Origin of the sequence: Gymnodinialimonas mytili (genome assembly GCF_037544085.1) — a bacterium.
Classification (GTDB): Bacteria; Pseudomonadota; Alphaproteobacteria; order Rhodobacterales; family Rhodobacteraceae; genus Gymnodinialimonas; species Gymnodinialimonas mytili.
Map to the genome: position 1 here is coordinate 1,397,942 of NZ_JBBIFW010000001.1, position 25,117 is coordinate 1,423,058.

General features: G+C 61.8%; 20 protein-coding genes. 8 read left to right on the forward strand and 12 right to left on the reverse strand.

Features of this window, described 5'->3' with window-relative positions:
• Positions 1–2 precede the first annotated feature (2 nt).
• The gene (locus tag V8J82_RS06910) at positions 3–1,118 is read left to right on the forward strand and encodes an alpha-hydroxy acid oxidase (protein ID WP_339973524.1); all 1,116 of its coding nucleotides are present in this window, start codon (positions 3–5) and stop codon (positions 1,116–1,118) included.
• Here V8J82_RS06910 and V8J82_RS06915 read toward each other — a convergent pair.
• The 6 genes from V8J82_RS06915 to V8J82_RS06940 form a co-directional block, all read right to left on the reverse strand.
• A complete protein-coding gene (locus tag V8J82_RS06915) occupies positions 1,115–4,666 on the reverse strand; it encodes a hydantoinase B/oxoprolinase family protein (protein WP_339974546.1) in 3,552 nt (1,183 codons plus the stop codon). The two genes, V8J82_RS06910 and V8J82_RS06915, sit on opposite strands and share 4 nt — an antisense overlap.
• A gap of 68 nt (positions 4,667–4,734) precedes the next feature.
• Positions 4,735–6,018, reverse strand: a complete 1,284-nt coding sequence (locus tag V8J82_RS06920) for a TRAP transporter large permease (RefSeq protein WP_339973526.1) — start codon at positions 6,016–6,018, stop codon at positions 4,735–4,737.
• The gene (locus V8J82_RS06925) at positions 6,015–6,563 is read right to left on the reverse strand and encodes a TRAP transporter small permease subunit (protein WP_339973528.1); all 549 of its coding nucleotides are present in this window, start codon (positions 6,561–6,563) and stop codon (positions 6,015–6,017) included. The genes V8J82_RS06920 and V8J82_RS06925 overlap by 4 nt, the downstream gene beginning before the upstream one ends.
• 28 nt (positions 6,564–6,591) lie before the next feature.
• The gene (locus V8J82_RS06930) at positions 6,592–7,617 is read right to left on the reverse strand and encodes a TRAP transporter substrate-binding protein (protein WP_339973530.1); all 1,026 of its coding nucleotides are present in this window, start codon (positions 7,615–7,617) and stop codon (positions 6,592–6,594) included.
• Positions 7,618–7,641: 24 nt separating this feature from the next.
• Positions 7,642–8,463: a putative hydro-lyase gene (locus V8J82_RS06935; RefSeq protein WP_339973533.1), complete on the reverse strand. Its 822-nt coding sequence runs from the start codon at positions 8,461–8,463 to the stop codon at positions 7,642–7,644.
• A gap of 95 nt (positions 8,464–8,558) precedes the next feature.
• Complete coding sequence (locus V8J82_RS06940) at positions 8,559–9,437, reverse strand: LysR family transcriptional regulator (RefSeq protein WP_339973535.1); 879 nt, start codon at positions 9,435–9,437, stop codon at positions 8,559–8,561.
• Positions 9,438–9,604: 167 nt separating this feature from the next.
• Between V8J82_RS06940 and V8J82_RS06945 the strand changes: the two genes are divergently transcribed.
• The 3 genes from V8J82_RS06945 to V8J82_RS06955 are packed head-to-tail and all read left to right on the forward strand — an operon-like array spanning position 9,605 to position 11,995.
• Positions 9,605–10,225, forward strand: a complete 621-nt coding sequence (locus tag V8J82_RS06945; protein ID WP_339973537.1) for a glutathione S-transferase family protein — start codon at positions 9,605–9,607, stop codon at positions 10,223–10,225.
• A gap of 25 nt (positions 10,226–10,250) precedes the next feature.
• Positions 10,251–10,919, forward strand: coding sequence for a cupin domain-containing protein (locus V8J82_RS06950; RefSeq protein WP_339973540.1), 669 nt, complete (start codon positions 10,251–10,253; stop codon positions 10,917–10,919).
• A gap of 23 nt (positions 10,920–10,942) precedes the next feature.
• Complete coding sequence (locus V8J82_RS06955; protein WP_339973542.1) at positions 10,943–11,995, forward strand: flavin monoamine oxidase family protein; 1,053 nt, start codon at positions 10,943–10,945, stop codon at positions 11,993–11,995.
• A gap of 34 nt (positions 11,996–12,029) precedes the next feature.
• On the opposite strand, the gene V8J82_RS06960 is transcribed toward V8J82_RS06955, so the two are convergent.
• Entirely contained in the window at positions 12,030–13,040 is a 1,011-nt protein-coding gene (locus V8J82_RS06960) for a LacI family DNA-binding transcriptional regulator (protein WP_339973544.1), read from the reverse strand.
• A gap of 103 nt (positions 13,041–13,143) precedes the next feature.
• On the opposite strand from V8J82_RS06960, the gene V8J82_RS06965 reads away from it, so the two are divergent.
• The 4 genes from V8J82_RS06965 to V8J82_RS06980 all read left to right on the forward strand — a co-directional run bounded on the left by V8J82_RS06965 (position 13,144) and on the right by V8J82_RS06980 (position 19,086).
• A complete protein-coding gene (locus tag V8J82_RS06965) occupies positions 13,144–15,465 on the forward strand; it encodes a DUF1989 domain-containing protein (protein ID WP_339973546.1) in 2,322 nt (773 codons plus the stop codon).
• 28 nt (positions 15,466–15,493) lie between these two features.
• Positions 15,494–16,450, forward strand: coding sequence for an ABC transporter substrate-binding protein (locus V8J82_RS06970; RefSeq protein WP_339973548.1), 957 nt, complete (start codon positions 15,494–15,496; stop codon positions 16,448–16,450).
• 76 nt (positions 16,451–16,526) lie between these two features.
• Positions 16,527–17,576, forward strand: coding sequence for a quaternary amine ABC transporter ATP-binding protein (locus tag V8J82_RS06975; RefSeq protein WP_339973552.1), 1,050 nt, complete (start codon positions 16,527–16,529; stop codon positions 17,574–17,576).
• Positions 17,577–17,580: 4 nt separating this feature from the next.
• Positions 17,581–19,086: an ABC transporter permease gene (locus V8J82_RS06980; protein ID WP_339973555.1), complete on the forward strand. Its 1,506-nt coding sequence runs from the start codon at positions 17,581–17,583 to the stop codon at positions 19,084–19,086.
• A 42-nt stretch (positions 19,087–19,128) separates the two neighbouring features.
• Here V8J82_RS06980 and urtE read toward each other — a convergent pair whose 3' ends face one another.
• From urtE to urtA, 5 genes are all read right to left on the reverse strand, one after another.
• The gene (urtE, locus tag V8J82_RS06985; RefSeq protein ID WP_339973557.1) at positions 19,129–19,824 is read right to left on the reverse strand and encodes an urea ABC transporter ATP-binding subunit UrtE; all 696 of its coding nucleotides are present in this window, start codon (positions 19,822–19,824) and stop codon (positions 19,129–19,131) included.
• A gap of 3 nt (positions 19,825–19,827) precedes the next feature.
• Positions 19,828–20,568, reverse strand: coding sequence for an urea ABC transporter ATP-binding protein UrtD (gene urtD, locus V8J82_RS06990; RefSeq protein ID WP_339973559.1), 741 nt, complete (start codon positions 20,566–20,568; stop codon positions 19,828–19,830).
• On the reverse strand, positions 20,565–21,731 hold the full coding sequence (gene urtC, locus V8J82_RS06995) for an urea ABC transporter permease subunit UrtC (RefSeq protein ID WP_339973561.1): 1,167 nt from the start codon (positions 21,729–21,731) through the stop codon (positions 20,565–20,567). The genes urtD and urtC overlap by 4 nt, the downstream gene beginning before the upstream one ends.
• Positions 21,732–21,733: 2 nt before the next feature.
• Positions 21,734–23,695 (reverse strand): urea ABC transporter permease subunit UrtB, encoded by a 1,962-nt coding sequence (gene urtB / locus V8J82_RS07000; RefSeq protein WP_339973563.1) that lies wholly within the window; start codon positions 23,693–23,695, stop codon positions 21,734–21,736.
• Between the two features lie 75 nt (positions 23,696–23,770).
• Positions 23,771–25,021: an urea ABC transporter substrate-binding protein gene (gene urtA / locus V8J82_RS07005; RefSeq protein WP_339974548.1), complete on the reverse strand. Its 1,251-nt coding sequence runs from the start codon at positions 25,019–25,021 to the stop codon at positions 23,771–23,773.
• Positions 25,022–25,117: the final 96 nt, after the last annotated feature.

Consider the following 25,117-nt stretch of genomic DNA (forward strand, 5'->3'; position numbering starts at 1 on the left):
GAATGGCCGTCGGTCTGCATTCAAGCGCGGAGGCGCGCCGTCTGGCGCGGCGGCGTCTGCCTTGGATGGTGCTCGACTATATCGACGGGGCCGCTGGCCAGGAACACGGCGCGGATCGCAATCGCGCCGCGTTCGATGATCTGACCCTACGGCCCCGCATCCTGCGCGATGTCAGCACGCGGGATCTGTCCGTCGATCTGTCCGGCGCCCGGACGAAGGCGCCGTTCGGCATCAGCCCGATGGGCATGTGCAACCTCTCGGCACCGGGCGCCGATCTGATGCTGGCACGTTTGGCCGCACGCGAGAAGGTGCCGCTTGGCGTCTCCACCGTCGCCTCGACCGCCATGGAGCCGCTGATCGAGGCCGCCGATGGTCATGCCTGGTTTCAGCTGTACTTCACCGGCGATGGATCGGGCACCTTCAAGCTGGTCGAGCGCGCAAAGGCGGCGGGATACCAGACCATCGTGTTGACCGTCGATGTGCCCGAGGTTGGCCGCCGCCCGCGCGAATTGCGGCACGGGTTCAAGATGCCGTTCCGCATAGGCCCCAGGCAATTCATCGATTTCGCGCTGCACCCGCGCTGGTCGCTGTCGACGTTGTTTGCAGGCAAGCCCGATATGGCAAATTTCCAGATGCCCGGCTTCGCGTTCGACCGAGAGGCGAGCCGTGCCAAGGCCGATTGGGACACGCTACGCCGCTTGCGGGATATGTGGCCGGGCAAACTGGTGGTCAAAGGGGTCTTGGATATCGAGGACGCGGCGGCGTTGAAACAGGCGGGCGTGGATGCGATCCAGGTCTCCAGCCATGGCGCGCGGCAATTGGAAAGCGCCCCCGCGCCGATCTCCGTGCTTCCGCAGATCCGCGAGAGCGTCGGGCCCGACATGCCGCTTTTCTTCGACTCCGGTGTGCGGTCGGGCGAAGACGTCGTCAAAGCCTTCGCCCAGGGCGCGGAATTCGTCTTTCTGGGCCGCATCCTGCAATTCGCCATCGCCGCGGGGGGCGAGGACGGGTTGGCAGAGCTCTGGTCCGTCCTGAAATCCGAGACCAGCATCACATTGGCACAGATCGGGATGCGGTCCCTGACTGCGCCCGATATCGCCGACTGCATCCAGCGCTAGAGGCTGCCGTAGCCGCCGCCGCCTGGCGTGTGCATCACAAACACATCGCCGGGCGCGAGATCCGCCTGATCGTTGCCCAACAGCGCCTCCCGCGTGCCATCGGCCCGCTCCACCGCGTTTTCGCCCACGGCGCCTGGCATTCCTCCGGCGGCCCCGTGGGGCGGAACCTTGCGGTGAGAGGTCAGGACGGTGACTGTCATCGGCTCGTGAAAGCGCAGCCGCCGTGTGATGCCATCGCCGCCCATCCAACGCCCGGCCCCGCCGGAGCCGGGCCGGATCGAGAACTCGTCGACCCGCACGGGAAACCGCGTTTCCAGCACTTCGGGGTCGGTCATCCGCGTATTGGTCATGTGCGAATGCACCGCCGAACATCCATTGAACCCCTCGCCCGCGCCGGTGCCGCCGCAGATCGTCTCGTAATTCTGCACCCGATCATTGCCATAGACGAAGTTGTTCATCGTACCCTGACTGCCCGCGATGACGCCCAGGGCGCCGTAAAGCGTGTCGGCAATGGCCTGGCTGACCTCGGTATTGCCGGAAATCACCGCGGCGGGCGCGTTGGGGTTGATCATCGACCCCTCCGGCGCGATCAGCTTCAGCGGTTTCAGGCAGCCCTCGTTCATCGGGATGTCGCTGCCCACAAGCGTACGGAACACATAAAGCACCACGGCCCGGCAGATCGCCATCGGCGCGTTGTAGTTCAGATCCGATTGTGGCGACGTGCCGGTGAAATCAAGCACGGCTTCACGCGCATCGTGGTCGACACGGATCGCAACCTTGATCTGCGCGCCATCGTCCAGCGGATAGGTGAAATCGCTATCCTTCAGCACATCCAGCACGCGCCGCACGCTTTCCTCGGCATTGTCCTGCACATGGCCCATATAGGCGTGGATCGAGTCGAGCCCGAATTGCCGTGTGATCTTCTGCAACTCAGCCACGCCGGTGGCATTGGCGGCGATCTGCGCGGCGAGATCGGCCATGTTGTCATCGATATTGCGGCACGGATACTGACCCGAGGCCAGCAGATCCCGTGTCTCTGCCTCCCGCAGGCGGCCTTCCTGCACAATGCAGAAATTGTCGATGACGACCCCTTCATCACTGATCACCCGGCTATCGGGCGGGGCGGAGCCGGGCGTCTTGCCGCCGATATCGGCATGGTGCCCGCGCGAGGCGACGGTGTAGACGATCTCATTCCCCTCAAAGACGGGCGTGATCACCGTGACATCCGGCAGATGCGTCCCGCCATTGAAGGGGTTGTTCATCATGAACACGTCGCCCGGTCGGATCTTGCCGCGGTTGAGCCTCAGAACCGTGCGGACACTTTCCGACATCGAGCCCAGATGCACCGGCACATGGGGCGCGTTGGCCACCAGATCCCCGTTCCGGTCAAAGATCGCGCAGGAGAAATCGAGCCGCTCTTTGATGTTCACCGAATAGGCGGTGTTGGCGAGCGTCGCACCCATCTGTTCGGCGATGGACATGAATAGGTTGTTGAAGACCTCCAGCATCACCGGATCGACGGCGGTACCGATGGCCTCGGCCCGCTCCAGGGGCACGACGCGTTCCAGGATCAGGTTGCCGCCCTCAGCCGAGGTCGCGCGCCACCCGGCCTCGATCACATTGGTGCCGGTGGGCTCCGTCAAGATCGCGGGACCGTCCACGCTTTGGCCCAGGCCCAGCCGCGCACGGTCCACCAGCGGCACGTCGCGCCAATCGCCGTCGGTATAAAGCCGCACGGACAGGTCATCGCGATCCCCAGCCTCAACATCAGGCAGCGTGACACGCTCGCCGGTCAAGCCGACAGCCTCAGCCACCAAGACATCCAACAGCAGATCTGAGATATCGGGATCGAACCCGAACCGCGCCCGGTGCGCCTCCATGAAATCAGCACGCATCTGATCCGGGGGGCCAAAGGGCACCTCAAGCGATTGCTGCGCACCGCGCGGCCGAATATGCGCCGTTGTGATGACATTCACCGCGTCTTCGGGCAGGCCTTGGCCAATCACCTCGGACCGTGCGGACTCTGCCAATTCGGCGACCGCCGCCGTGGCATCAGCGTCAATGGACAGACCAACCTGGCGTTCCTTCATCGCGCGCACATCGGCAAGCCCCATGCCGAAAGCCGATAGAACGCCCGCGAAGGGATGAATGAAAATCCGCTCCATCCCCAGGGCATCGGCGACCAGACAGGCGTGCTGCCCCCCCGCGCCCCCAAAGCAATTCATCGTATATTTCGTCACGTCATAGCCGCGCTGCACACTGATCTTCTTGATCGCGTTGGCCATGTTCTCGACGGCGATGCGCAGGAACCCTTCAGCGATCTCTTCCACGGACCGGTCACCGCCGATCTCGGCGGCCAGGGCGTCGAATTTCTCGCGGACGATATCGGCATCCAAGGGTTGATCCCCATACGGCCCGAAGACCGACGGGAATTGCGCCGGTTGCAGCTTGCCCAGCAGCACGTTGCAATCGGTCACCGTCAGCGGGCCGCCCCGGCGATAGGCGGCGGGGCCGGGATTGGCGCCCGCGCTTTCCGGGCCGACCTGCATCCGCCCATCGCGGTAGGACAGGATCGAGCCGCCGCCCGCCGCAACCGTGTGAATCGACATCATCGGCGCCCGCATCCGCACGCCCGCGACCTCGGTCTCGAATGAGCGTTCGTAATCGCCCGCATAGTGGCATACATCGGTGGAGGTGCCGCCCATATCGAACCCGATCAGCTTGTCATGGCCCAGCGCCTCGGCGGTGCGCACCATGCCCACGACGCCACCGGCGGGCCCCGATAGGATCGCGTCGCGCCCCTGGAACAGGCGCGCATCGGTCAGCCCGCCATTGGATTGCATGAACATCAGCCTTGTCTCTGTGCCCAAGGCCCCGGCGACCTGATCGACATAGCGGCGCAGGATCGGCGACAGATAGGCATCGACCACCGCCGTATCCCCCCGCCCCACCAGCTTGATCAAGGGCGAGGCCTCATGGCTCAGCGAGATTTGTGTGAAGCCGACTTTCCGCGCGAGATCCCCGAGCGCCTGTTCATGGTCGGGAAAACGATAGGAATGCATCAGCGCAATCGCGATCGAGCGATAGCCCTCGGCATAGGCGCTCTGCAAGGCCGCCCGCGCCGCCTCGACATCCAGCTTCGTGACGACATTGCCCTCGGCATCCAGACGTTCGGTGGCTTCGATCACCGATCCGTATAGCAATTCTGGCAACTCGATCTTCAGATCGAACAGGCGTGGCCGGTTCTGATAGCCGATCCGCAGCAGATCGCCGAGCCCTTGGGTGATCATCAAAACCGTCGCCTCGCCCTTGCGCTCCAGCAGGGCATTGGTGGCCACGGTCGTGCCCATCTTCACCGCCTCGATGGCACGCTCGGGCATTGGGGCGCCCTCGGGCAGATCCAGCAGCGTGCGGATCCCGTGGATCGCGGCGTCGCGATAGGCTTCGGGGTTTTCCGATAGCAGCTTATGGGTGTGCAGCGCGCCCTGCGGATCCTTTGCGACGATGTCGGTAAAGGTGCCCCCACGGTCGATCCAAAATTGCCACATCAGAGTGTTCTCCATCATGTGCGGCCCATCGGGTCGCAGGATTTGCGGTCAACGAAAGCGAGAAGCGCCTATTCCAGGGCGCTTGGCAGGAATAGCGCGATATCGGGTAAGGCAATCAGCGCGAAGGCCATCGCCAGCATGACCAAGCAATAGGGCAAGGCGCCCAACATCACCTCGTTCAAGCTGCCGGATTTGCGCGCGCCCTGCACCACATACAGGTTCAGGCCAACGGGTGGCGTGATCAGCGCCATCTCGATCAGGACGATCATCAGGATGCCAAACCAGATCACATCATATCCCTGTTCGATCACCATCGGCACGATGATCGGGATCGTCACCACCATCAGCGACAGGGTTTCGATGAAGAAGCCCAGCACGATGTAGAGAAGGACGACCACGAAGATGAAGCCCAGCGGCGACAGGCCCAAGCTGTCCATGAACGTGGTCAATGCCTGTCCCAAGCCCGCGGAGGCCAGCGTGAAGTTCAGGAACGAGGCGCCGATGACGATCAGCATGATCATCGAGGTGATCTTGATCGTGCCCAGCAGGCTGTCCCGTAGCATGGTCCAATTGACGCCGCCAAAGGCCAGCGCGATGGCCAAGGCGCCCGCCACGCCCACCGCCGCCGCCTCGGTCGGGGTGGCCCAGCCGCGATAGATCGAGCCGACGATCAACCCGAACAGGATCAGGATCGGCACCAGGTCGATCAGCGCGCGGGCCATCTGTGCGAAGGGAAAGAACCGGCGTTGGCCGCCTAACTCGGGGCGGATCAGGCAGATGATCGCGGTGATGATCAGGAAGGCAAGCGCCAGGGCCAGGCCAGGGATCAGGCCCGCCAGGAACAATTGTGGAATGCTGGATTGGGTCAGGAACCCGTAGACGATCAGGTTGATCGAGGGCGGGATCATGATGCCCAGCGTGCCGCCCGCCGCGATGGCACCTGAGAACAGTTTTGGGTCATAGCCCAGCTTTTCCGCTTGCGGCATGGCGACCGTTGCGACCGTCGCTGCCGTCGCCACGGACGAGCCCGACGTGGCCGAAAACATCGTCGCCGTCGCGACATTGGCATGGACCAGACCGCCCGGCAGCCAGCTCACCCACCGGTCCAGCGCGGCATAGGTGCGCGTGGCGACGCCCGAGCGCACCAGAATCTCGCCGAGCAGCACGAAAAACGGGATCGCGATCAGCGTCGCCGAGTTCGACGACGACCAGACCATATTTCCCAAGCCGCGGGTCAGTGGGAAATTGCTATAGAATTGATCTACCCCAAAGCCCAGAAGGAATAGAACGATGCCCACCGGGATCGACAGCGCCAGAAGGGCGAGGAGACCGGCGGAGACATAGGTGATCATTGCAGGCCATCCTGTTCTGCGAATGCCCCGATGACGGGCTCGGTCTCGGCCGCGCGGCCCCTCAGGATCAGGCTCAGCGCAGCAAGCGTCACGATGCAGGACATCAGCGCGAACCAGACCCAACCGGCGAACCACGGCACCTGCACCCAGGCCAAAGGCGTGGCCAGTGGCGTGTTGGCGCGGCTGCCATTGGTGATCGCGCGCTCGACCACCGGCCAGCATTTGATCGCGATCGTCAGCACCACGCCGGACATCACAGCCATTGAAAACACGTCGAAAAACGCGCGGGCCAGGCTGCCGCAGCGGGACCGCAGCAGATCGATGCGGATATGCCCCAACTCCAACAGCGTATAGGCCATGCCCCAGGAACTGACCAAGGCCATCGCATATCCCGCAAGCTCTTCAGAGCCGCCAAAGGACGCATGGACCTGCCGCAAACCGATATCGATCACGACGAAGGCGGCCATGCCCAGAAGGCCCAGCCCCACCAGAAGTGCGATCGCACGATTCAGGCGCCGCAATCGGTCGATCAGAAGCAATTCCATGTCTTTGCGTCCTTTGGCTTGGGCGAGGTTACTCGATGGTCACGCCGACAACTTCGCCGACCGAGGCGTTCCACCGCTCGGCCCAATCGCCGCCCGCGCGCTCGGCCCAATCGGGCAGAACTTCACCGATCAGGATCTCGCGCGCACGGTCGAAATCGGCGTCCGAGACCTCAACCAATGTCATGTCGCGCGCCTCACCTGCAGGGCAGTCGCCATTGCCGGTCAGGCAAGCGATGTCATTGACCAGGGCATCCTGCGCGCTGGCCCAGGCGGGGTCTTCAAAGCCGCTGGCGATCTCGGCCTCAAGCAAAGCCTGCGCCTCGGGCGACATGCTGTTCCAGCGGTCCAGGTTCATCGCTGTCACAACGCTGTCCCAACCGCCCAATGGGATCGGCAGAAGATGGGTCGACACCTCCCACCAGCCGGCGGAGTAGCCAGAACCTGCCCCTGTCACCGCGCAATCAACCACGCCGTTTTGCAAAGCACCGGGCACTTCGGAGAAGCTGACATTCACGCCCTCGGCCCCCAGCGCCTCCAGGAAAATCGCGGTCATCCGGCCCGAGGCGCGGACCTGAAGACCCTGCAGATCATCGAGGCTGGTGATCTCGGCATTGCAGAATACGACTTGCGGCGGATAAGGCGCGATGGCCAGAACCTCGGCATTGAACCGGTCGCGGAAGATATCTTCGACCATGGGCCGAGCCGCGTCGACCATCGCGCGCGCCTCATCGGCGGTCAGCGCGATCAGCGGCACGTCGAGCCCTTCAAGCTCTGGCGCATCGCCAACCGCGTAGTCCGCGACGGTCATCGCCACGTCATAGACGCCCTGGCCCAGCAGCGGGTAGATCTCGGACAGGCCCAGACCCATCTGATTGTGGGTCGTCAATTCGACGTTGAAATCACCCGCGCCGGGCAGGGTTTCCATCCAGAACGGCGCTTCATAGCTGTTGTGCAAAGGCAAGCTCGACCAACTGCCGACAACCGACAGATCTTCGGCCTGGGCGGCGCCGACAAGGGCGGTTGTGGCGGCCAGTAAGGCAAGGGTGTTCTTCATGGGATATCCTCCGTGTTGGGTCTTTTATGATTGAGAAAAAATGGGCGTTTCGGCGTCTTCGGCGACGTCGGCAATCAGCATATGGCCGGGCGAATGGGTGATGCAGAGTGGCAGCTTCGCCTCTAACAGGACATTTTGCGGGGTGACGCCGCAGGCCCAATAGACGGGCACTTCACCGTCCCGGACCTCAACCGGATCGCCGTAATCGGGCAGGTCGAACGATTGGATGCCCAGCGCGCGGGGATCGCCTGTGGCAATCGGTGCGCCGTGGGCTTGCGGATACCGCGCGCTGATCCGATGCGCGTCATCAACACGCTCCGCTGGGATCGGACGCATGGTCACAACCATTTGCCCCCGAAACGGCCCTGCCGGGATCAGCGGGATGGCAGACCGGTACATCGACACGTTCCGCCCCTGCTCGATATGGCGCAAGGGAATGCCATTGCGGATCAGGGCGTTTTCAAAGGTAAAGGAACAGCCCAGCGCAACCGTCACCAGATCATCGGCCCAAAGGTCGGAGATGTCGGTTACCTCAGCGGCCAGAACCCCATCGCGAAACACCCGGTAACGCGGCACGTCTTTGCGAATGTCGATATCGGCGCCGAGCGTCGCCAGCATCGGATCGCCTGTCTCGCTGACGCCAACCACGGGGCAAGGCTTAGGATTGCGCTGGCAAAACCGCAGGAAATCCAAGGCATAGCGTTCCGGCAAAATCGCCAGGTTGCATTGCAGCTTCCCCGGCGCCAGGCCCGCCGTGTGGGCCGTGTACCGCCCGGCCCGGATCTCGGCGCGGATCTCTACCGCGCTGCACTCAGTCAGGCTTGGTTCCGCCATGTTATCGGACATACGACCCCCGCGTTCCATCGCGGATAGAGTTCCACAGGCAGCTCAATTAAATCAAATTATCATTTTCTATAACATGTGATCAGAATTATGGATCACTAGGTGGGATGTTCACGGTGCCAATCCTCGGCCACCGACCGTGAGATTTCTGCTGATCTTTCAACAAGAAAGCTGCGCGGTTCCGCCAGGTAGGAGGCGGTGAATTCCAGCGGGGACGGCACAAAGCCCGGATCGAATTCCACTACTTCATGCGCGGCCAGATGCGGCGCGGCAAGAACGCGCGGATAGGGCCCCACCGCGATTCCCGCAGCGATCATCTTCAGGCTTGCCGACAGTGACGCCGAGGAAAACACCCGCGATTTCGGCCCATAGCGTCGTGCCAGTTCCGACGTCAGCTCTCGGTAGGGGCGGGTCTGGCTGGAATAGGAGATGATCGGGATATCCGGCAATTCGACATCGTGCAGATGGGCAGCCTTGTACCAATGCAGGTCAAACCGCGGCAGAGCGACATTCTTCACACTGAACTCGGATACCGGCCCCATCAGAAACACCAGATCCAAGCGCCGGTCCAACACGCCACTGCGCAAATTCCCCGAAATATCGACGGTCAGGTCCACATTCACCCTTGGAAATTCAGTGCTGAACGCTTGGATGAAAGCGGGAAGCCAGGCCTGCGCAATCGTCTCGGACGCGCCGATGCGAAACAGGCCCTCGGTCTCGGACGGGTTGCCAACGCGCTGCTTGATCTCTTCCTCGACGAACAGCATTTGCTCGGCATAACTGAGAAGCTGCTGACCCTTCTTTGTCAGGATCAAGTCCCCGGGCCCGCGTTCGAATAGCTTGGCCTGTAGCTCAGCCTCCAGGTTTGCGATGCGCGTGGACACGGCCGGTTGCGACAGATGCAGGCGTTCGGACGCCTTCCTGAACCCACCCAGGCGAGCGACCCACAAAAAGGTACGAAGCTGTTCGAACGTCATATCCACCCATCGCCGGTATCGGCTGCACGCACAATCACTCCTTAGCTGAGCCTTGGGCTTCACGTCTCTGTGAAACGGCCCCATGCCTCAAGAAAGTAGATTGTCGGTTTACCTACCTATTGATAGGTAGGTTTTATAGTTTTCGAATCTCTTCAGAAAGGCACCCCATGAAAATCTATGATGTCGACGGCTTTCCCAACCCGGTGCGGGTTCGCATCGCACTGGCCGAAAAGAGTGTGACCGACCAAGTCGAGTTTATCCATGTCGATGTCATGGGCGGCGAACATCGCTCCGATGCGTTCAAGGCCAAGAACCCCGACGCCGTTGTGCCCTGCTTGGAATTGGACGACGGCAGCTATATTTCGCAATGCAATGCGATCACCGAATATCTGGACGCGGCATTTGACGGGCCATCCCTGACCGGCAAGACACCTGAGGACCGTGGCAAGATCGCCATGATGAACCTGCGCGCCGAAAACGGCTTGCTCAACGCCGTGGGCGCGTATTTCCACCATGCCACGCCCGGTCTTGGCCCGGATCTGGAACGCGATCAATGCGCCGTTTGGGGTCACAAGCAAAAGATCGTCGCCCGGGACACAATGGCATATCTGAACTCGGTTCTGGCCGATCATGCCTATCTGGCGGGTGAGGATTTCTCTATTGCCGACATCACGGCCTTTGCGGGCCTCGCCTTTGCGGATCTCTCCAAAGTGGACATCCCCGAAAACCTGACCCATCTGCTGGCCTGGCGTGCCAAAGTTGCGGCACGCCCGTCGGTGGCTGCCTGAGATCCCCTTCGAAAGGACCAGACCCATGGAATTGAATTCAGACTTCTCATCCCGCGTCCTCGTTCATGCGGATCAATTGGACTGGCAGCCCTCTCCGATGAAAGGGGTCGACCGACGCATGTTGGATCGGATCGGCGGCGAAGTGGCGCGCGCCACCAGCATCGTGCGATACGCGCCTGGCAGCCACTTTTCGGCCCATACCCATACCGGGGGTGAGGAATTCATCGTGCTGGACGGTGTGTTTCAGGACGAGCATGGTGATTTTCCCGCAGGCACCTATGTGCGCAATCCTCCAACATCCTCCCACACGCCCGGCTCTGACCAAGGCTGCACGATTTTTGTGAAGCTCTGGCAGTTCGACATGGACGATCGAACGCAGTTCCGCAAAACCATGGCCGATGAATTGGCGGCCCCGATAGATGGCGTGGCCACGGCTTTGTTGCACGAGGATACAAGGGAACGTGTTACCTATAGCCACTTGAATGCCGGTGCAGCGCTGACCTCAGAGGCCCCCGGCGGCATTGAGTTGTTGGTCATCGACGGAACGTTGAAAATGGGCGGCGATTTATTGGCGCGGCACAGTTGGATCCGCTTGCCCGAGGGGGAACGGCTGAGCGTCGTCGCCGGTGCACACGGCGCCCGCGTTTGGATGAAAACGGGCCATCTGCCTTTCGCCAAACCGCCGGCCGCCTAATTCGCAACAGATCGCGTCCCAATATGCAGACGGATATTCTGATCATCGGCGGCGGTTTGGCTGGCTTGTCTTTGGCGGTTCGGCTCGCCGAGCGCGGCGCCGATTTTCGACTGCTGGAGGCGAGAGATCGGCTGGGCGGCCGAATTTTGACCGAACGCCATGGCGATGGGCAATTCGATATGGGCCCGGCCTGGTTCTGGCCGGGTCAACCGCGCATCGCCGACATGATCGACCGGTTGGGCCTTTTGGCGTTCGACCAGCATTGGCAAGGCGCTGTGCTGTTTGAAGACCCCCATGGGCAGATCCAGCGCGGACGCGGCTTTGCGTCGATGCAGGGCTCGTATCGTTTGGACGGCGGGATGGGCGCGTTGATCGCGGCGCTTGCCGGGCAGCTGCCGCCGGATCGCATTCAGCTGGCGCATCCGATCCGTGGCTTGGAACGGATCCCCGATGGGGTTACCGCAATCGGCCCAGACGGCCAGGCACATAAGGCCAAGCGTGTGGTTTTGGCGCTGCCGCCGCGTTTGGCCGCGGAGCTTTGCCTTGTTCCTTCCCTTCCGACGGAAGTGCTGGAAAAGATGCGCGGCGTCGCAACCTGGATGGCAGGTCAGGCCAAGGCCGTTGCTCTGTATGATCGACCATTCTGGCGCGAGCAGGGCCTGTCGGGGGATGCGATAAGCCAACGTGGCCCCCTGGCAGAAATCCATGATGCCTCACCGGCACGGGGCGAGCCATATGCGCTGTTCGGCTTCCTTGGCCTGCCACCGCAGAGCCGCCAGGATAAGCCGGGTCTGCGCGACGCGATCGCCGGGCAATTGGCGCGGATATTCGGCCCGGAAGCAACCCAACCTCAGAAGATTGCTCTAAAGGATTGGGCATTTGACGCCTTCACTTCGACCGATCTGGATCTGCAACCGCTCCGCGCACATCCCACCTATGAACTTCCCCCGGAATTGGACGGACTTTGGAATGGGCGCCTCATTTTTGGTGGCACAGAAGTTGCGCCAGATTTCGGCGGATACCTGGAAGGCGCGCTTGAGGCGGCAGAGGGCGCTTTGACGTCAATCGACCGTTAAACCATCCACGCTGCCCAGATCGCCCCATATGATTTTAACCAAGCGCGCGCGTCGAGCCGCGTTCAACGATATGCGCCTCCAGCCGCTTGGGCGTTGCGCGGTTCCCGGTCCTTAACCAATCTACAATGGCATCGCTGGCGACGCTGCCCATCTCGGCAGCGGGCAGTTGGATGCTGGTGATCCCCGGAAAACTGACGGCCGACCATTCCAAATCGTCGAAGCCCATCAGCGACACTTCGTCGGGTACGGTGATGTTGCGCCGCTGAAGTTCGAACAAGGCGCCAAGGGCCTGCACATCCGACAGGCACAGGATGGCCGAGGGCAAGGGGCCCTGCTCCACCATCCGCGCCACCGCATCGGCGCCGCCCTCCACTCGCATCGAAACCGGGACGAAGCGCACCTGCGCTTCCCCGGCGGCTTCTTCGATGGCCGCGATCCGCGCAGCGATTCGATCATTCACGTCGGTGGGGCCATGCACAACGGCGATCGAGTGATGGCCCAGCGATTTCAGATGCGCCAATGCCGCCTGGGCAATCGCGGAATTGTCGTAGCCGATCGTGGGGTATTGCGCATCGGGGTCGTAGTAAGAGGTGATCAGCGTCGGTACGGCAAAGCGTTCGACACAGGCCGCGAAACCTTTGGTGTGGCGCTTACCAGAGACGATGAGCCCCTCGATTCCCATATCGAGCAAATTATGCACCTTACGTTCTTCAACCTCGGCGACCCCACCGGTCACCGCCACAATCAAGGCATAGCCGTGACCCGACAACTGATCCTCTAACGTGTCGAGATAACGGGCAAAAATCGCATGATCCAACGTTGGCACAAGCGCACCAATGGCGCGCGAGCGGCCAGAACTCAGGCTCCGGGCCGCGGCGCTCGGTACAAATTCCAGCACGTCGATGGCTTGATTGACGCGGTTGCGCGTGTCGGTCGAGACCAGCTCGGATTTGTTCAAAACACGGCTGACCGTTGCCACCGAAACCTGCGCATGGCGCGCCACATCGCGCAGGGTCGCGCGTTTCGATTTCCGGATGACGTTCACGCAAGGCTCCTCTCAAGATGAAAGTTTAATGTTCTGTGCGTTGACTCGCAAATAAACCGGAAGTAGCTGTTTGTAACCGGTTACAAACACGAGACGTCGCGTCATGAACGCATTGGTCCACGCAATCGATAACAGGGGCCCAAGACTGCTTGGGCGTAGCTTCCCCGGATTATCCGCCCCGGGACCCGGCCAAACTGTCACCCTGAATGCGCGCCAGGCCCGTTTGTTCGATCTGGCCGAAGGTGATCTGATCTCGTTGAACGGGATGTCGGACGCGCATTCTCTTCGCGTGATCGCCTTTGACATGGCGGGCCGGGATGCCCTGCCATCGATTGGCCTGAGCGGCTCCGCACCCTTCCCCGAGACGGGTTTTGACAAAGCCGAATTGCTGGGCTGGATGTCAGCCCATGGTTTGCCTGACACAGACCGCCCCGGTTGCGCCCCGCTCGGGACCGACGAAGACCTGTTGATCCTGCGAGCGACGCACAATTGTTCTGTGTGGATCTTGTCCATTGCCGAACCGTCAGCCCTGATCGACGGCGTCGCGCCGGGTGAGGTGACACTGTCGGTCACCCGCGCGATGACGGGCAACATCATTCTGCCGCCCCCGCTGGGTCAGGTCCGCGATGAATTCACAATCGCCCGCGGCACCGCGCAAGCCTATGAGTTGAACCCGGGCGAGGTTGTGCAGATCATCGATGTCGAAGGGCAGCAATGCTCGGACTTCATGGCGTTCCACGCTACAGGGCTTGAGCAAAGCCGCGTCGAGATGATCGACAACACCGCAACCCGCAGCATGGTGCGGCGCGCCTTTCCCGGCCCCGGCCTGTTCGACAAATTCTACGATGCCGAGATGCGCCCACTGCTGAATGTGGTGCAGGATACTTGCGGGCGGCATGACACATACGGGCTGGCCTGCACCGCGCGCAGTTATGAGGAACGTGGCTTTCCCGGCCATGTGAATTGTTCCGACAATATTTCTGACAGCATGGCCCCTTACGGCGTGCCGCGGAGGGGCGCCTGGCCCGCGATCAACTTCTTTTGGAACACCTGGGTCGAGGCCCATAACCAGCACATCCTGACCGAGGAAAGCTGGTCCCGGCCCGGTGACTATGTGGCGCTGCACGCGATTGAACCGCTTGTCTGTGTCAGCACCGCCTGCCCCGACGATATCGACCCTATCAATGGCTGGAACCCCACCGATGTTCACGTTCGGATCTATCGACCCGACACTCCTATCCGACGCGCAATCGCCCATCGCGAAAAGGAGACTGCGCCGATGACCCTAAGCCAGGAAACTGCGTTTCATCCCGCCACCAGCAAGCTGACGCGGGATTTTGCGCCGGCGCGCAATCTGTGGGTGCCGACCTCATATTCCAGCGTCGGCACATTGGCCGAATATTGGGCCTGCCGGGATACAGCGACGCTGCAAGATATGAGCGCGCTGCGCAAATTCGACATTATCGGCCCCGATGCCGAGCGCCTGCTGCAATTGGCGATGACCCGCAATGTGGCAAAGCTGGCACAATGGCGCGGCACCTATACGCTGCTTTGCGACATGCAGGGTGAGGTGATCGATGACGGCACGCTGTTCCGCCTGGGACCGCAATTGTTCCGGTGGTGCTGCGGCTCTGAAGAAAGTGCGCGGCATCTGTCGGATCTGGCTGACGAACACGGCTATCAGGTCCGCATCAATGCCCATGGCGACGTGCTGCCGAACCTCGCGCTGCAGGGGCCCAAATCGCGTGAGATCCTACGCAAGATTGTGTTCACGCAACCCCATGTCCCGACATTGGACGAGTTGAAATGGTTCGGCGTCACAACCGCGCGGATCGGCGACCGCGAAGGTCTGCCCTTCATGCTGTCCCGCTCGGGCTATACGGGCGAGTTGGGGTATGAGCTGTTCTGCTCAGTCGCAGACGCGCCGAAGCTTTGGGAAGCGGTGATGGAGGCCGGGCAGGAATTTGGCCTGAAGCCCATGGGCGGAGCCGCGCTGGAGACAATCCGTATCGAGGCGGGGCTGGCTGCCGCGGGCGCCGAGTTTACCGCGGGTGTGGATGCTTATGAGGCCGGTCTCGGTTTTGCCGTCGACCTCAAGAAACCCGAATTTGTCGGACGTGCGGCGTTGGAACGAAATGCCGCCGCACCCCGACGTGCCTTGAAAGGTCTGTTGTTGGATCAAGACGACGTTCCGGCCCATGGCGCCCATGTCTATGCGGGTGAGCGGCAAGTGGGCGTCGTGACATCCGCAACACGCTCCCCCAGCTTGGAGCGGGCCATTGCCATGGCAAGGCTATCGATTGAACATGCCGAACCCGGCACAACACTCGAAATCGGCCAGTTGGACGGGCGTATGAAACGCCTGACCGCCACTGTGACAGACATTCCCTTCATCGACCCGAGCCGAGCCAGAGCGCGGGCGTGACACAACATTCCAACAGGAGGACAATCCAATGAAAAATCTCACCCTCAGCGCCGTGGCCCTTGGCATGGCGATGTCGGCAGGCGGCGCAGTTGCCCAAGACACCGTCATGGTCGGCGAACCGTCCTGGCCCGGCGCCCGGATCATGGCAAACCTGATCGGCCAGGTGATCGAAACCCGCCTGGGTGGCGAGGTCGGCTATGCCCCCGGTGCCAATGCGGTGATCTTCGCGGCCATGGATGGCGGGCGCGGCGATATCGACGTGCATCCCGATGTGTGGCTGCCCAACCAGCAAAGCTTTGTGGACCAATACGGTGAGAACGTGACGCTCTCCGAAGGCTCTTATGAGGGGCGCTCAGGCTTCTGTGTGCCGACCTATATGGCCGAAGAGCACAATATCCGCACCGTGTTTGACCTTGCCACCCCCGACGCCCAAAGCCTCTTCGACAGCGACGGCGATGGCATGGGCGAGATCTGGGTCGGTGCATCCGGCTGGGCCTCGACCAATGTGCATCGGGTCAAGGTGCGCGATTACGGCATCGAAACCTTCCTGACACCGACCACCGAAGATGAGACGGTTTTCTACAGCCGCCTGCGTGATTTGATCGAGAACCAGGAAGGCGCGGTCTTCTATTGCTATCAGCCGCACTACGTTCACGCGCTGTATGACGTGACGATGATCGAAGAACCGGAATACGACGCCGCGCTTTACACCATGGTGCCTGCCGATCAATCCGCGAACTGGTTCGAGGAAAGCTCGATCATGACCGGGGATGAGGTGAAGACCGTGCGCGTGGCCTTCTCGAACTCGCTCTATGATCGCAACCCGGCGGCGGCTTCCTTCCTTGAGAATATCGATATGGATGCGGGCGAATTGTCGGCCCTGACATTCCAGGTCGTTGAACAGGGCGAGGAAATCGACGTGGCTGTCGCCGCGTGGATCGAAGCCAACGGCGCCATGATCGACGGCTGGCTGGGCCTGAACTGACCCGTTTCTGACGCGAACGGCCCCGGCGGACGCTATCCGGCGGGGTCTTAATCTATTTCGGCACGGGGGCGGCACATTGTCTAAGGAAATCGCAATCGACGCGAAGGGCGTCTGGAAGGTCTTTGGCGACCGCGCGCAGGAGGCGCTGGCGGCCATCCATGCCGACGGTCTGGGAAAAGCCGAGGTTCTCAGCAAATTTGGATGTGTCGTCGGGGTGGCCGATGCCACCTTCCAGATCGAAGAGGGGGAGCTGTTTTGCATCATGGGCCTGTCGGGCTCGGGCAAATCCACCCTCGTACGCCATGTGAACCGATTGCTGGAACCCACTGCGGGTCAGATCCTGATCGACGGCGAAGATGTGATGGGTCTGAATGCCGAGCGGCTGCGTCATCTGCGCAATCATAAGGTGGCGATGGTGTTCCAGAACTTCGGACTGATGCCGCACCGCACCGTCCGTGACAACGTCGCGATGCCCCTTGAAATCCGAGGCGCCGGGAAAGCGCGGCGGTGGGCCGAAGCTGATCGGGTCCTCGAACTGGTCGAGTTGACCGGCTGGGAAGACAAATACGCCCATGAATTGTCGGGCGGGATGCAGCAACGTGTGGGCCTGGCCCGGGCCATCGCCTCGGATCCGAAGATCCTGCTGATGGACGAGCCGTTCTCGGCGCTTGACCCGCTGATCCGCAAACAGTTGCAGGATCAGTTCATGGCGCTGTCAAAAGAACTGAAAAAGACCACCATGTTCATCACCCATGACCTCGACGAGGCGATCCGCATCGGCAATCGCATCGCCATCATGAAGGATGGGCGCATCGTGCAGATCGGCACACCGGAAGAGATTATTCTCAACCCCGCCGACGATTATGTCAGCGATTTCGTAGCGGGTATCTCGAAGCTCAACATGGTCTTCGCCCATTCCGTGATGACACCGCTGGACCAGTTCAAGGCCCAGAACGGCGATTTGCCAAAAGACGCGAAAGAAGCCGCGCCCGATATGGATCTGAGCGCGCTGATGGATCTGTGTATGAACGGCTCAGGCATCGTGAAGGTGGTGGCGGACAACAAGACCGTGGGCGTCATCAACCGGTCCGGTCTGATCCGCGCAATCAAAGAAAATCAGGGGTAAGGACATGAGTGAGCACAACGCCAACGACATCACCCGCCTCGAACCGCTGATCGACGATTTTGTCGGCCAGAACGAAGCCTATTATCGGCGTGTCTTCGGCACGATGCTGAAGGCGCCGGGCTACAAGTTCACCCTGAACTGGGCGGCGGCATTGCTGGGGCCGGTCTGGTTCGGGGCGCGGGGCCTCTGGAACTGGTTCCTGGGGGTTCTTATCCTTGAAACGGCGGCCTACATCCAGATCGGGATGGGCCTGTTCGGAGATCTGGGCGCGGCGGAGCGCAACCGTGCCGACAGTATTCAGGCCACGCTCGACCTGCGCTATCAACAGATCGAGGCCGCCCAGAATGCGGGCAATCAGGCCGCGGTGGATAACCTGACCCGCGCGGCGGAATCGCTTGAAGGCGCCTTGGTCGCAGCGCAAGAGGCCGCAAGTGCAGCCGATGCAACGGGCCTGTGGTTCATCGGTGGCGGCCTTCTGGCCTTGGCGATCATTAAATTCGGGATCGCAGCCCTGTCGAACTGGACCCTGGAGCAACAATTCGCGCGCTGGCGATCCGACCGTTCGGTGGCCAATGGCTGGTCGATGCAGCGTGCCATCGTCGCGGCTATCTTGTTCGTGGCCTCGGTAATCCTGTCCTCCATCCAATTCGCGCAACCGACCGCCTTCGCCACGCTGGCGGAATTCCCGACCGACGGGAACTGGCGCCTGGCCGTGGGCGACTGGATCCAGGACGGCTTTGACTGGCTCCGCACCTCGGGGCGCGGCGTGTTCGATACGATCACGGCGGGGATGCGCAATCTGCTGGATGCGATCGAGGTCGTGCTGGTCGACACGCCCTGGCCCGTCGTGGCCTTCGTGATCATCATGCTCGCCTTCCTCAGCGCTGGGCCACGCGTGGCGATCTTTACCGGCGTGGCGTTGGCCTATCTGGGCCTGCTGGATTTCTGGGAAAAGGCAATGACCACCGTGGCGCTGTTGGGCGCGGCGGCGCTGATCTCGATCACGCTCGGCATCCCCTTCGGCATCTATTGCGCGCGGCGACCTAGGGCGTTCGCCATCGTCCGCCCGATCCTGGATTTCATGCAATCCATGCCCAGCTTCGTCTATCTGATCCCCGTGGTGGCCTTCATCGGTTCGGGCAAGCCCGCGGGCGTTGTGGCGACCATGATCTTCGGCTCGCCCCCGGTGATCCGCTTCACGGTTCTGGGCCTGCAACAGGTGCCCGAGACGATCCGCGAAGCCGCGCTCGCCTTTGGGGCGACACCCCGATACCTGCTGTGGCGGGTGGAACTGCCGCTGGCCGCCAAAACCATCATGGCGGGGGTCAACCAGACGATCCTTCTGTCGCTGGCCATGGTTGTGGTTGCCTCACTGATCGGCGCCCAGGGCCTGGGCGAAGACGTGCTGGAGGCGCTGCAATTCGCGGCGGCGGGCCAGGGCCTGCTGGCAGGTCTCGCGATCCTGTTCTGCGCGTTGATCCTGGATCGGATCGTCGCCGGTCGCGGTTAAAGTAACGACATCAATGTGACGGGCCCTGGGTCAAGGCGCCCGTCACACCGAAAAGCTGGCCGCCAGATCCTCTTTCGACAGATCCGCTTTCGGGCGATCCATGGCCACGCTGCCTCGATCAAGGACATAGAAGTGATCGGCGGCCTCGTAGGCGAAGTCGAGATATTGCTCGACCAGCACAATCGCCATTTTGCCCTCCTCCCGCAGATGCGCGATCACCCGGCCAATCTGCTGGATGATGTTAGGTTGAATACCTTCGGTCGGCTCATCGAGCAGCAATAGTTTCGGCTGCAAGACCAGCGCCCGACCGATAGCGAGTTGCTGTTGCTGCCCGCCCGAAAGATCGCCGCCGCGGCGGTTCTCCATCTCACGCAGGACCGGGAACAAATCATAGATCGCCTCGGGAACAACACGCTCGGCGCGCGGCAGACAAGACAGGCCGGTTTCCAGGTTCTCACGCACAGTCAGAAGCGGAAAGATCATCCGACCCTGGGGAACATACCCCACGCCACGGCGTGCCAATTGATGCGACGGCAAATGCGGCAGATCCTCCCCATTCAGCACGACACGACCGCCCGAGCGCGGATGCGTGCCCGAGATCGCCTTGAGCAGGCTGGTTTTGCCAACCCCGTTGGTGCCCATCACACAGGTCACGTGACCCGTCTCGGCGCCCATCGTAATCCCGTTCAGGATCTGGCTGCCGGAATAATGCAGCGTCAGGTCTTCGGTCTTCAGCATCGCCTAGCGCCCCAGATACACGTCGATGACCTGCTGGTTCGCAGTCACATGGTCCAGGCTCCCCTCGGCCAGAACCGCGCCCTCATGCAGGACCGTTACCTTGCAGTCGAGCTTGCGGACAAAATCCATGTCATGTTCGACGACCACGACTGCGCGGGTCTGCGCCGCTTCGCGCAGCAACTCGGTCGTGTGGTCCCGCTCCGGGCCCGACATCCCCGCCGCAGGCTCGTCCACCAGCAAAAGGCGCGGCTCCTGCGCCAGAAGCATCCCGATCTCCAACCATTGCTTCTGTCCGTGGCTGAGGATGCCCGCCTGGGTGGTCAGGTGGTCCGCCAAGCCAATTTCCTCGGCCAACTCCTCCACCCGGTCGCGATCCGGGGCGCTGGGTTTGTAGAACAGCACGGCCAAGGGCCCACGATCCTTTTTCAGGGACACCAGCAGATTGTCGAACACGCTTTGATCTTCGAACACGGTGGGGCGCTGAAACTTGCGCCCGATCCCGGCCCGCGCGATCTGCGCCTCGGACATGTTCAGCAACGAGACCGAGCGATCACCCCAGATCATCCGCCCCTCATCGGGCCGGGTCTTGCCGGTGACGATATCCATGAACGTGGTCTTGCCCGCGCCGTTCGGGCCGATGACCGCGCGCAGTTCGGGCTCGCCGATCTGGAAGGACAGGTTGTTGATGGCGCGGAACCCGTCAAAGGTGACCGATACACCGCTCAGCTCCAGAAGCGTGCTCATCGCGCATCCTTTCGCACGATGTAATCGACCAGCCCGCCCAGACCCTTCGGCGCGAACAAAGTGACCAGGACAAAGCCGATGCCCAGAAGCACCGTCCACCAATCGACCCATTGGATCGTGTAGAAGCCCAGATTGACATCGGGTGCCCGCCCGCCGGTGAACCAGGTCGACAACAACGACACCACGGCCGCGCCGATGACAGCGCCATAGAGCCGCCCGCGCCCGCCAATCGCCACCCAGACCGCAAGGTAGATCGACGCAATCGGCGCCAATTCATCGGGGTTGATGATGCCCGCCTGCGGATAATAGAGCGCCCCGGCAATCGCCGCGATCACCGCGCTGACGGTGAAGACGAACAGCTTATAGCCCTCCACCGAATAGCCCAGGAACCGCACGCGCGGCTCGTCATCACGGATCCCGCGGACAACGTTGCCGAACTTGCCCGACATGATCCAGGCACAGAACAGATAGCCCAAAGCCAGCGCCGCCGCCGAGGCCCAGAGAAACCAGACCGAGGTGACCGATTGCGGCGCCGCCACGCCCGGCAGATTTTGCAGGCCCGACAGGCCGTTATTGCCGCGCAGGCCGGTGTCGTTCTGGAACAGGTAGAGCGACAGGGCCAGCGTCATGGCCTGGGTCAGGATCGACAGGTAAACGCCGGTGACGCGGCTGCGGAAGGCGAGCCAGCCGAAGACCAACGCCAGCAGGCCGGGCACAAGCACCACCAGCGCCAATTGTGCAAACAGGCTGTCGGCAAAGGCCCACATCCAGGGAAAACTGTCGCCGCCGACCACGCCAAAGATCTGCACCGCAATCGCGTCGTTCAACTCGCTTGGTGTCGGCGGCAGCGCAGCATTGGCCTGGGCGGCAATCACCACATCGGCCGTGCGCGCATACATCAGCCACATGCCGATCATGTAGCCGCCCAAGGCGAAGAACGCGAAATGCCCCAGGCTGAGGATGCCGCAATAACCCCAGACCAGATCCATCGCCAGGGCGATCAGGCAGAGGCACAGGGTCATGCCCAGCGTCTTGGTCAAAGAGGTCGAGATGGCGCCGGTGCCGAACGCCTCTGACATCACTGTCACCAGCAGGGTGAACAGCGCCAGGCACCCGATGAAGATCAGGACCGAGGGGTTTCGGGCGAAGAAGGACCGTTCCATGCTCAATCCCCCGCCGCGCGGCCTTTGAGGGCGATGATACCCTTAGGCCGGAATTGGATGAACAGGATCACAAACAGGATCATATAGGTCTGCGCCGCCAGGGTGTTGGAGGGGTTCAACCACTCCACCCCCTTCTGGAAAAACCCGATCATGCCCGCGCCCGCCAGCGTTCCGAAGATGTTGCCGACACCGCCGACCACGACAGTCATGAAGCTTTGCACGATGTAGTTGGTGCCCAGTTCCGGCGTGACCTGAGCGAACAACCCAATCGCCACGCCAGCGATCCCCGCAATGCCCGAGCCCAGGCCAAAGGTCAGCATATTGATGCGGTCGGGATTGATGCCCATCGAAGCCGCCATGGCCGGGTTCTGCGTAACCGCGCGCACCTCAAGCCCCAGCCGCGTCTTGTTCAGGATCAGCCACAGCAGGATGAAAAAGATCACACCCAGCCCGAAGATCGCCACGCGGATATAGCTGATCGACACGACATCGTTGAAATCCAGTGACCCGGCCAGCCAGTCGGGCGCCGTGAAAGGCCGCGCCTGGGCGCCAAAGACCTGCCGCACGATCTGTTGCAACGCGATGGAGATCCCGAATGTCGCCAGCAGGGTCTCAAGCGGGCGTTTATAGAGGAACCGGATCACCGAACGCTCCATCGCCACACCCGCCCCAAACGTGATCGCGAAGGCCAGCGGCAGGGCGATAGCAATCGATAGGGTGTAGTCCGGCACCAGCGTCTGCACGACATAACCGGTATAAGCGCCCATCATGATGAATTCCCCATGGGCCATGTTGATCACGCCCATGACGCCGAAGGTGATCGCCAGCCCAATCGCCGCGAGAAAGTAGATCGAAGCCAGCGAGAGACCGTCCAGCGTCAGATCCACCGTCTCATAGACACCGACCGTCCGGTTGATCCCGTCCAAGGTCTGAACGGCGGCAGAGGTCACGGCGCCCGAAGGCTCGCGATAGGTTTCGAAGAAGACATGGCTGTTCAGGATCACCTGCGCCTGTTCATCCGTCACTGGCGGCGGCACCGTCCCAGCTTCGGCCAGGGTCATATAGGCCGCCAGCCGCGCCTCGTCGCTATCGAGCGTGTGCACCGGCACGCCAGCCACAAACCCATCGTCGATATTTGCGATCAGCGCATCGCGGATGCCGGCCCGCGTGACCCGCGGCGGCGCCAGGTTTTCACTCACCAACAGCCCGTAGGCCTCATCCGTGGGCAGCTCATCCGAGCCTGGGGTCAGCACGCGGGCGATATTGCGGTCTTCGGGCAACTCCATCGCCACTGCGCGGGTCGTCGCCAGCAGCGGGTTCAGAATGCCCCGTGCCTCGACCGAGATTGAGCCTGCAAGGCTTTCGATGGCCGCGACCCGCGTCTCGTCATCCTCGGCAAAGGCGACGGTCAGCCGCACCAGCAACGCCTCAAGCTGGTCACGCAGATCCGGGTCGTCTTCCACCTCGATGCGTTCGCGGATCAGCGGCAAATGGCTTTCATCGGGCGTGCGCGCAATCGCGGCCAGGGCCCCGGCCCGCACCGCGGGATCCTCGGCATTCAACTGGAATAGAACCAGCGATGCGCCGATCACGTTCTGAACGCCCCGATTAGGGCGCAGATGCGTGACCTCACGCGATGTGGCCGTGCCCAATGCCTCGCCCGTTGTCAGATCGATCAGGGTCAGCGGATCGGCATCTTCATCTTCCACCGTCACAAACAGCCCATCGCTGTCGCGCACATAGATCTCTCGCGCCTGCCAAAGCTGCAAGAAGGCAGGCACTTCTGGCAACTCACTGGCCAATAACGCGTCGAGCGCGCCCTGAACCGTACGGCGCGACGCATCGACAATCAACTCGCGGTTCTCATTGAGAACCTGTTGCAACGGGTCGCCGTCAGACTGAGCCATCGCAGGACTCAACAGCCCTGCCAAAGCCAGGAGGGCGGCGAAAAATACGGATTTCATGGGGATGCCTGTCGGGTCGTCAAAGTGGGATGCGGGCCCATCGAAACGCGCCCGCATCCGCATACACATCTCAGATCAGTAGTTCGACTGGATCTGAACACAGGTCTCGGTCTCGGTATTGTACATACCGCATTCCAGACCGGGCCAGTCGCTGGTCAGAACCGCCGATTCCGGCAAGAAGTCAGTCCAGGCATCGCCCGGCACCGGGTCGGTCTGGCTGATGATGGTGAACTGGCCATCGGCCTCGATCTCACCGATCAGAACCGGCTTGGCGAGGTGGTGGTTGGGCAGCATCACCGCGGTGCCACCGGTCAGGTTCGGCACTTCCAGGCCGTACATCGCCTCACGCACCGCATCGACATCTGTCGTGCCCGCGGCCTCGACGGCCTGAACCCACATGTTGAAGCCGATATAATGGGCCTCCATCGGATCGTTCGTCGGACGGTTCTCATCGCCGATGAATTCGTGCCAAGAGCTGATGAACGCTTCGTTTTCGGGCGTATCCGCAGATTGGAAATAGTTCCAGGCGGCCAGGTGACCGACCAGCGGCCCGGTATCCAGACCGGCAAGCTCTTCCTCGCCCACCGAGAAGGCCACAACCGGGATCTCGTCGGCGGTGACGCCCTGCGCGGCCAGCTCGCTATAGAAACCAACATTCGCGTCGCCATTGATGGTGGAGATCACGCCGACCTGTTGGCCGCCCTCACCCAAAGCGGTGACATCGGACACGATGGACGACCAATCGGAATGGCCGAACGGCGTGTAGTTGACGAAGATGTTTTCCTGCGGAATGCCCGCATCCAGCAAATATTGCTCAAGAATGCGGTTCGTCGTGCGCGGATAGACATAATCGGTGCCCAGCAGCGCAAAAGTCTCAACGCCCAGCTCTTCCAGGAAGTAATCCACCGCCGGGATCGCCTGCTGGTTCGGTGCGGCACCGGTGTAGAACACGTTGCGCGAGCTTTCCTCGCCCTCATATTGGACGGGGTAGAACATCAGACCGTTCAGCTCTTCGATCACCGGCAACACCGATTTCCGGCTGACCGATGTCCAGGCGCCGAAGATCACATCCACCTCATGCACGGTCAGCAATTCGCGCGCACGCTCTGCGAACAATGGCCAATCCGAGGCCGGATCCACGACCACCGGCACGATTTCTTCGCCCAGCAGACCGCCATTGGCGTTTTGCTGTTCGATCAGCATCAACATCACGTCCCGCAAAGTAGTTTCCGAGATCGCCATCGTCCCGGACAGCGAATGCAAAACCCCCACGCGGATTTCGGCTTGGGCTCCCGTCGCACATATCGCGGTCAGGGCCGCAGACATCAGCAGCTTTTTCATAAATATGTCCCCATCGTCAGACTGTTGTTTTCACAGGTGCAGAAGGGTGTTCTGGATTACGCTGGTGTTGTCTGCCGCATA

Excerpts from the sequence above, each read along its gene's own strand:
- V8J82_RS06965 (WP_339973546.1), top strand. The coding sequence starts at position 13,144 with ATGAACGCATTGGTCCACGCAATCGATAACAGGGGCCCAAGACTGCTT.
- V8J82_RS06945 (WP_339973537.1), top strand. The coding sequence starts at position 9,605 with ATGAAAATCTATGATGTCGACGGCTTTCCCAACCCGGTGCGGGTTCGC.
- V8J82_RS06910 (WP_339973524.1), top strand. The coding sequence starts at position 3 with ATGGCCGTCGGTCTGCATTCAAGCGCGGAGGCGCGCCGTCTGGCGCGG.
- V8J82_RS06925 (WP_339973528.1), bottom strand. The coding sequence starts at position 6,563 with ATGGAATTGCTTCTGATCGACCGATTGCGGCGCCTGAATCGTGCGATC.
- V8J82_RS06920 (WP_339973526.1), bottom strand. The coding sequence starts at position 6,018 with ATGATCACCTATGTCTCCGCCGGTCTCCTCGCCCTTCTGGCGCTGTCG.
- V8J82_RS06915 (WP_339974546.1), bottom strand. The coding sequence starts at position 4,666 with ATGTGGCAATTTTGGATCGACCGTGGGGGCACCTTTACCGACATCGTC.
- V8J82_RS06970 (WP_339973548.1), top strand. The coding sequence starts at position 15,494 with ATGAAAAATCTCACCCTCAGCGCCGTGGCCCTTGGCATGGCGATGTCG.
- urtE (WP_339973557.1), bottom strand. The coding sequence starts at position 19,824 with ATGCTGAAGACCGAAGACCTGACGCTGCATTATTCCGGCAGCCAGATC.
- V8J82_RS06930 (WP_339973530.1), bottom strand. The coding sequence starts at position 7,617 with ATGAAGAACACCCTTGCCTTACTGGCCGCCACAACCGCCCTTGTCGGC.
- V8J82_RS06950 (WP_339973540.1), top strand. The coding sequence starts at position 10,251 with ATGGAATTGAATTCAGACTTCTCATCCCGCGTCCTCGTTCATGCGGAT.
- urtA (WP_339974548.1), bottom strand. The coding sequence starts at position 25,021 with ATGTCTGCGGCCCTGACCGCGATATGTGCGACGGGAGCCCAAGCCGAA.
- urtD (WP_339973559.1), bottom strand. The coding sequence starts at position 20,568 with ATGAGCACGCTTCTGGAGCTGAGCGGTGTATCGGTCACCTTTGACGGG.
- urtB (WP_339973563.1), bottom strand. The coding sequence starts at position 23,695 with ATGAAATCCGTATTTTTCGCCGCCCTCCTGGCTTTGGCAGGGCTGTTG.
- V8J82_RS06955 (WP_339973542.1), top strand. The coding sequence starts at position 10,943 with ATGCAGACGGATATTCTGATCATCGGCGGCGGTTTGGCTGGCTTGTCT.
- V8J82_RS06935 (WP_339973533.1), bottom strand. The coding sequence starts at position 8,463 with ATGTCCGATAACATGGCGGAACCAAGCCTGACTGAGTGCAGCGCGGTA.
- urtC (WP_339973561.1), bottom strand. The coding sequence starts at position 21,731 with ATGGAACGGTCCTTCTTCGCCCGAAACCCCTCGGTCCTGATCTTCATC.
- V8J82_RS06980 (WP_339973555.1), top strand. The coding sequence starts at position 17,581 with ATGAGTGAGCACAACGCCAACGACATCACCCGCCTCGAACCGCTGATC.
- V8J82_RS06940 (WP_339973535.1), bottom strand. The coding sequence starts at position 9,437 with ATGACGTTCGAACAGCTTCGTACCTTTTTGTGGGTCGCTCGCCTGGGT.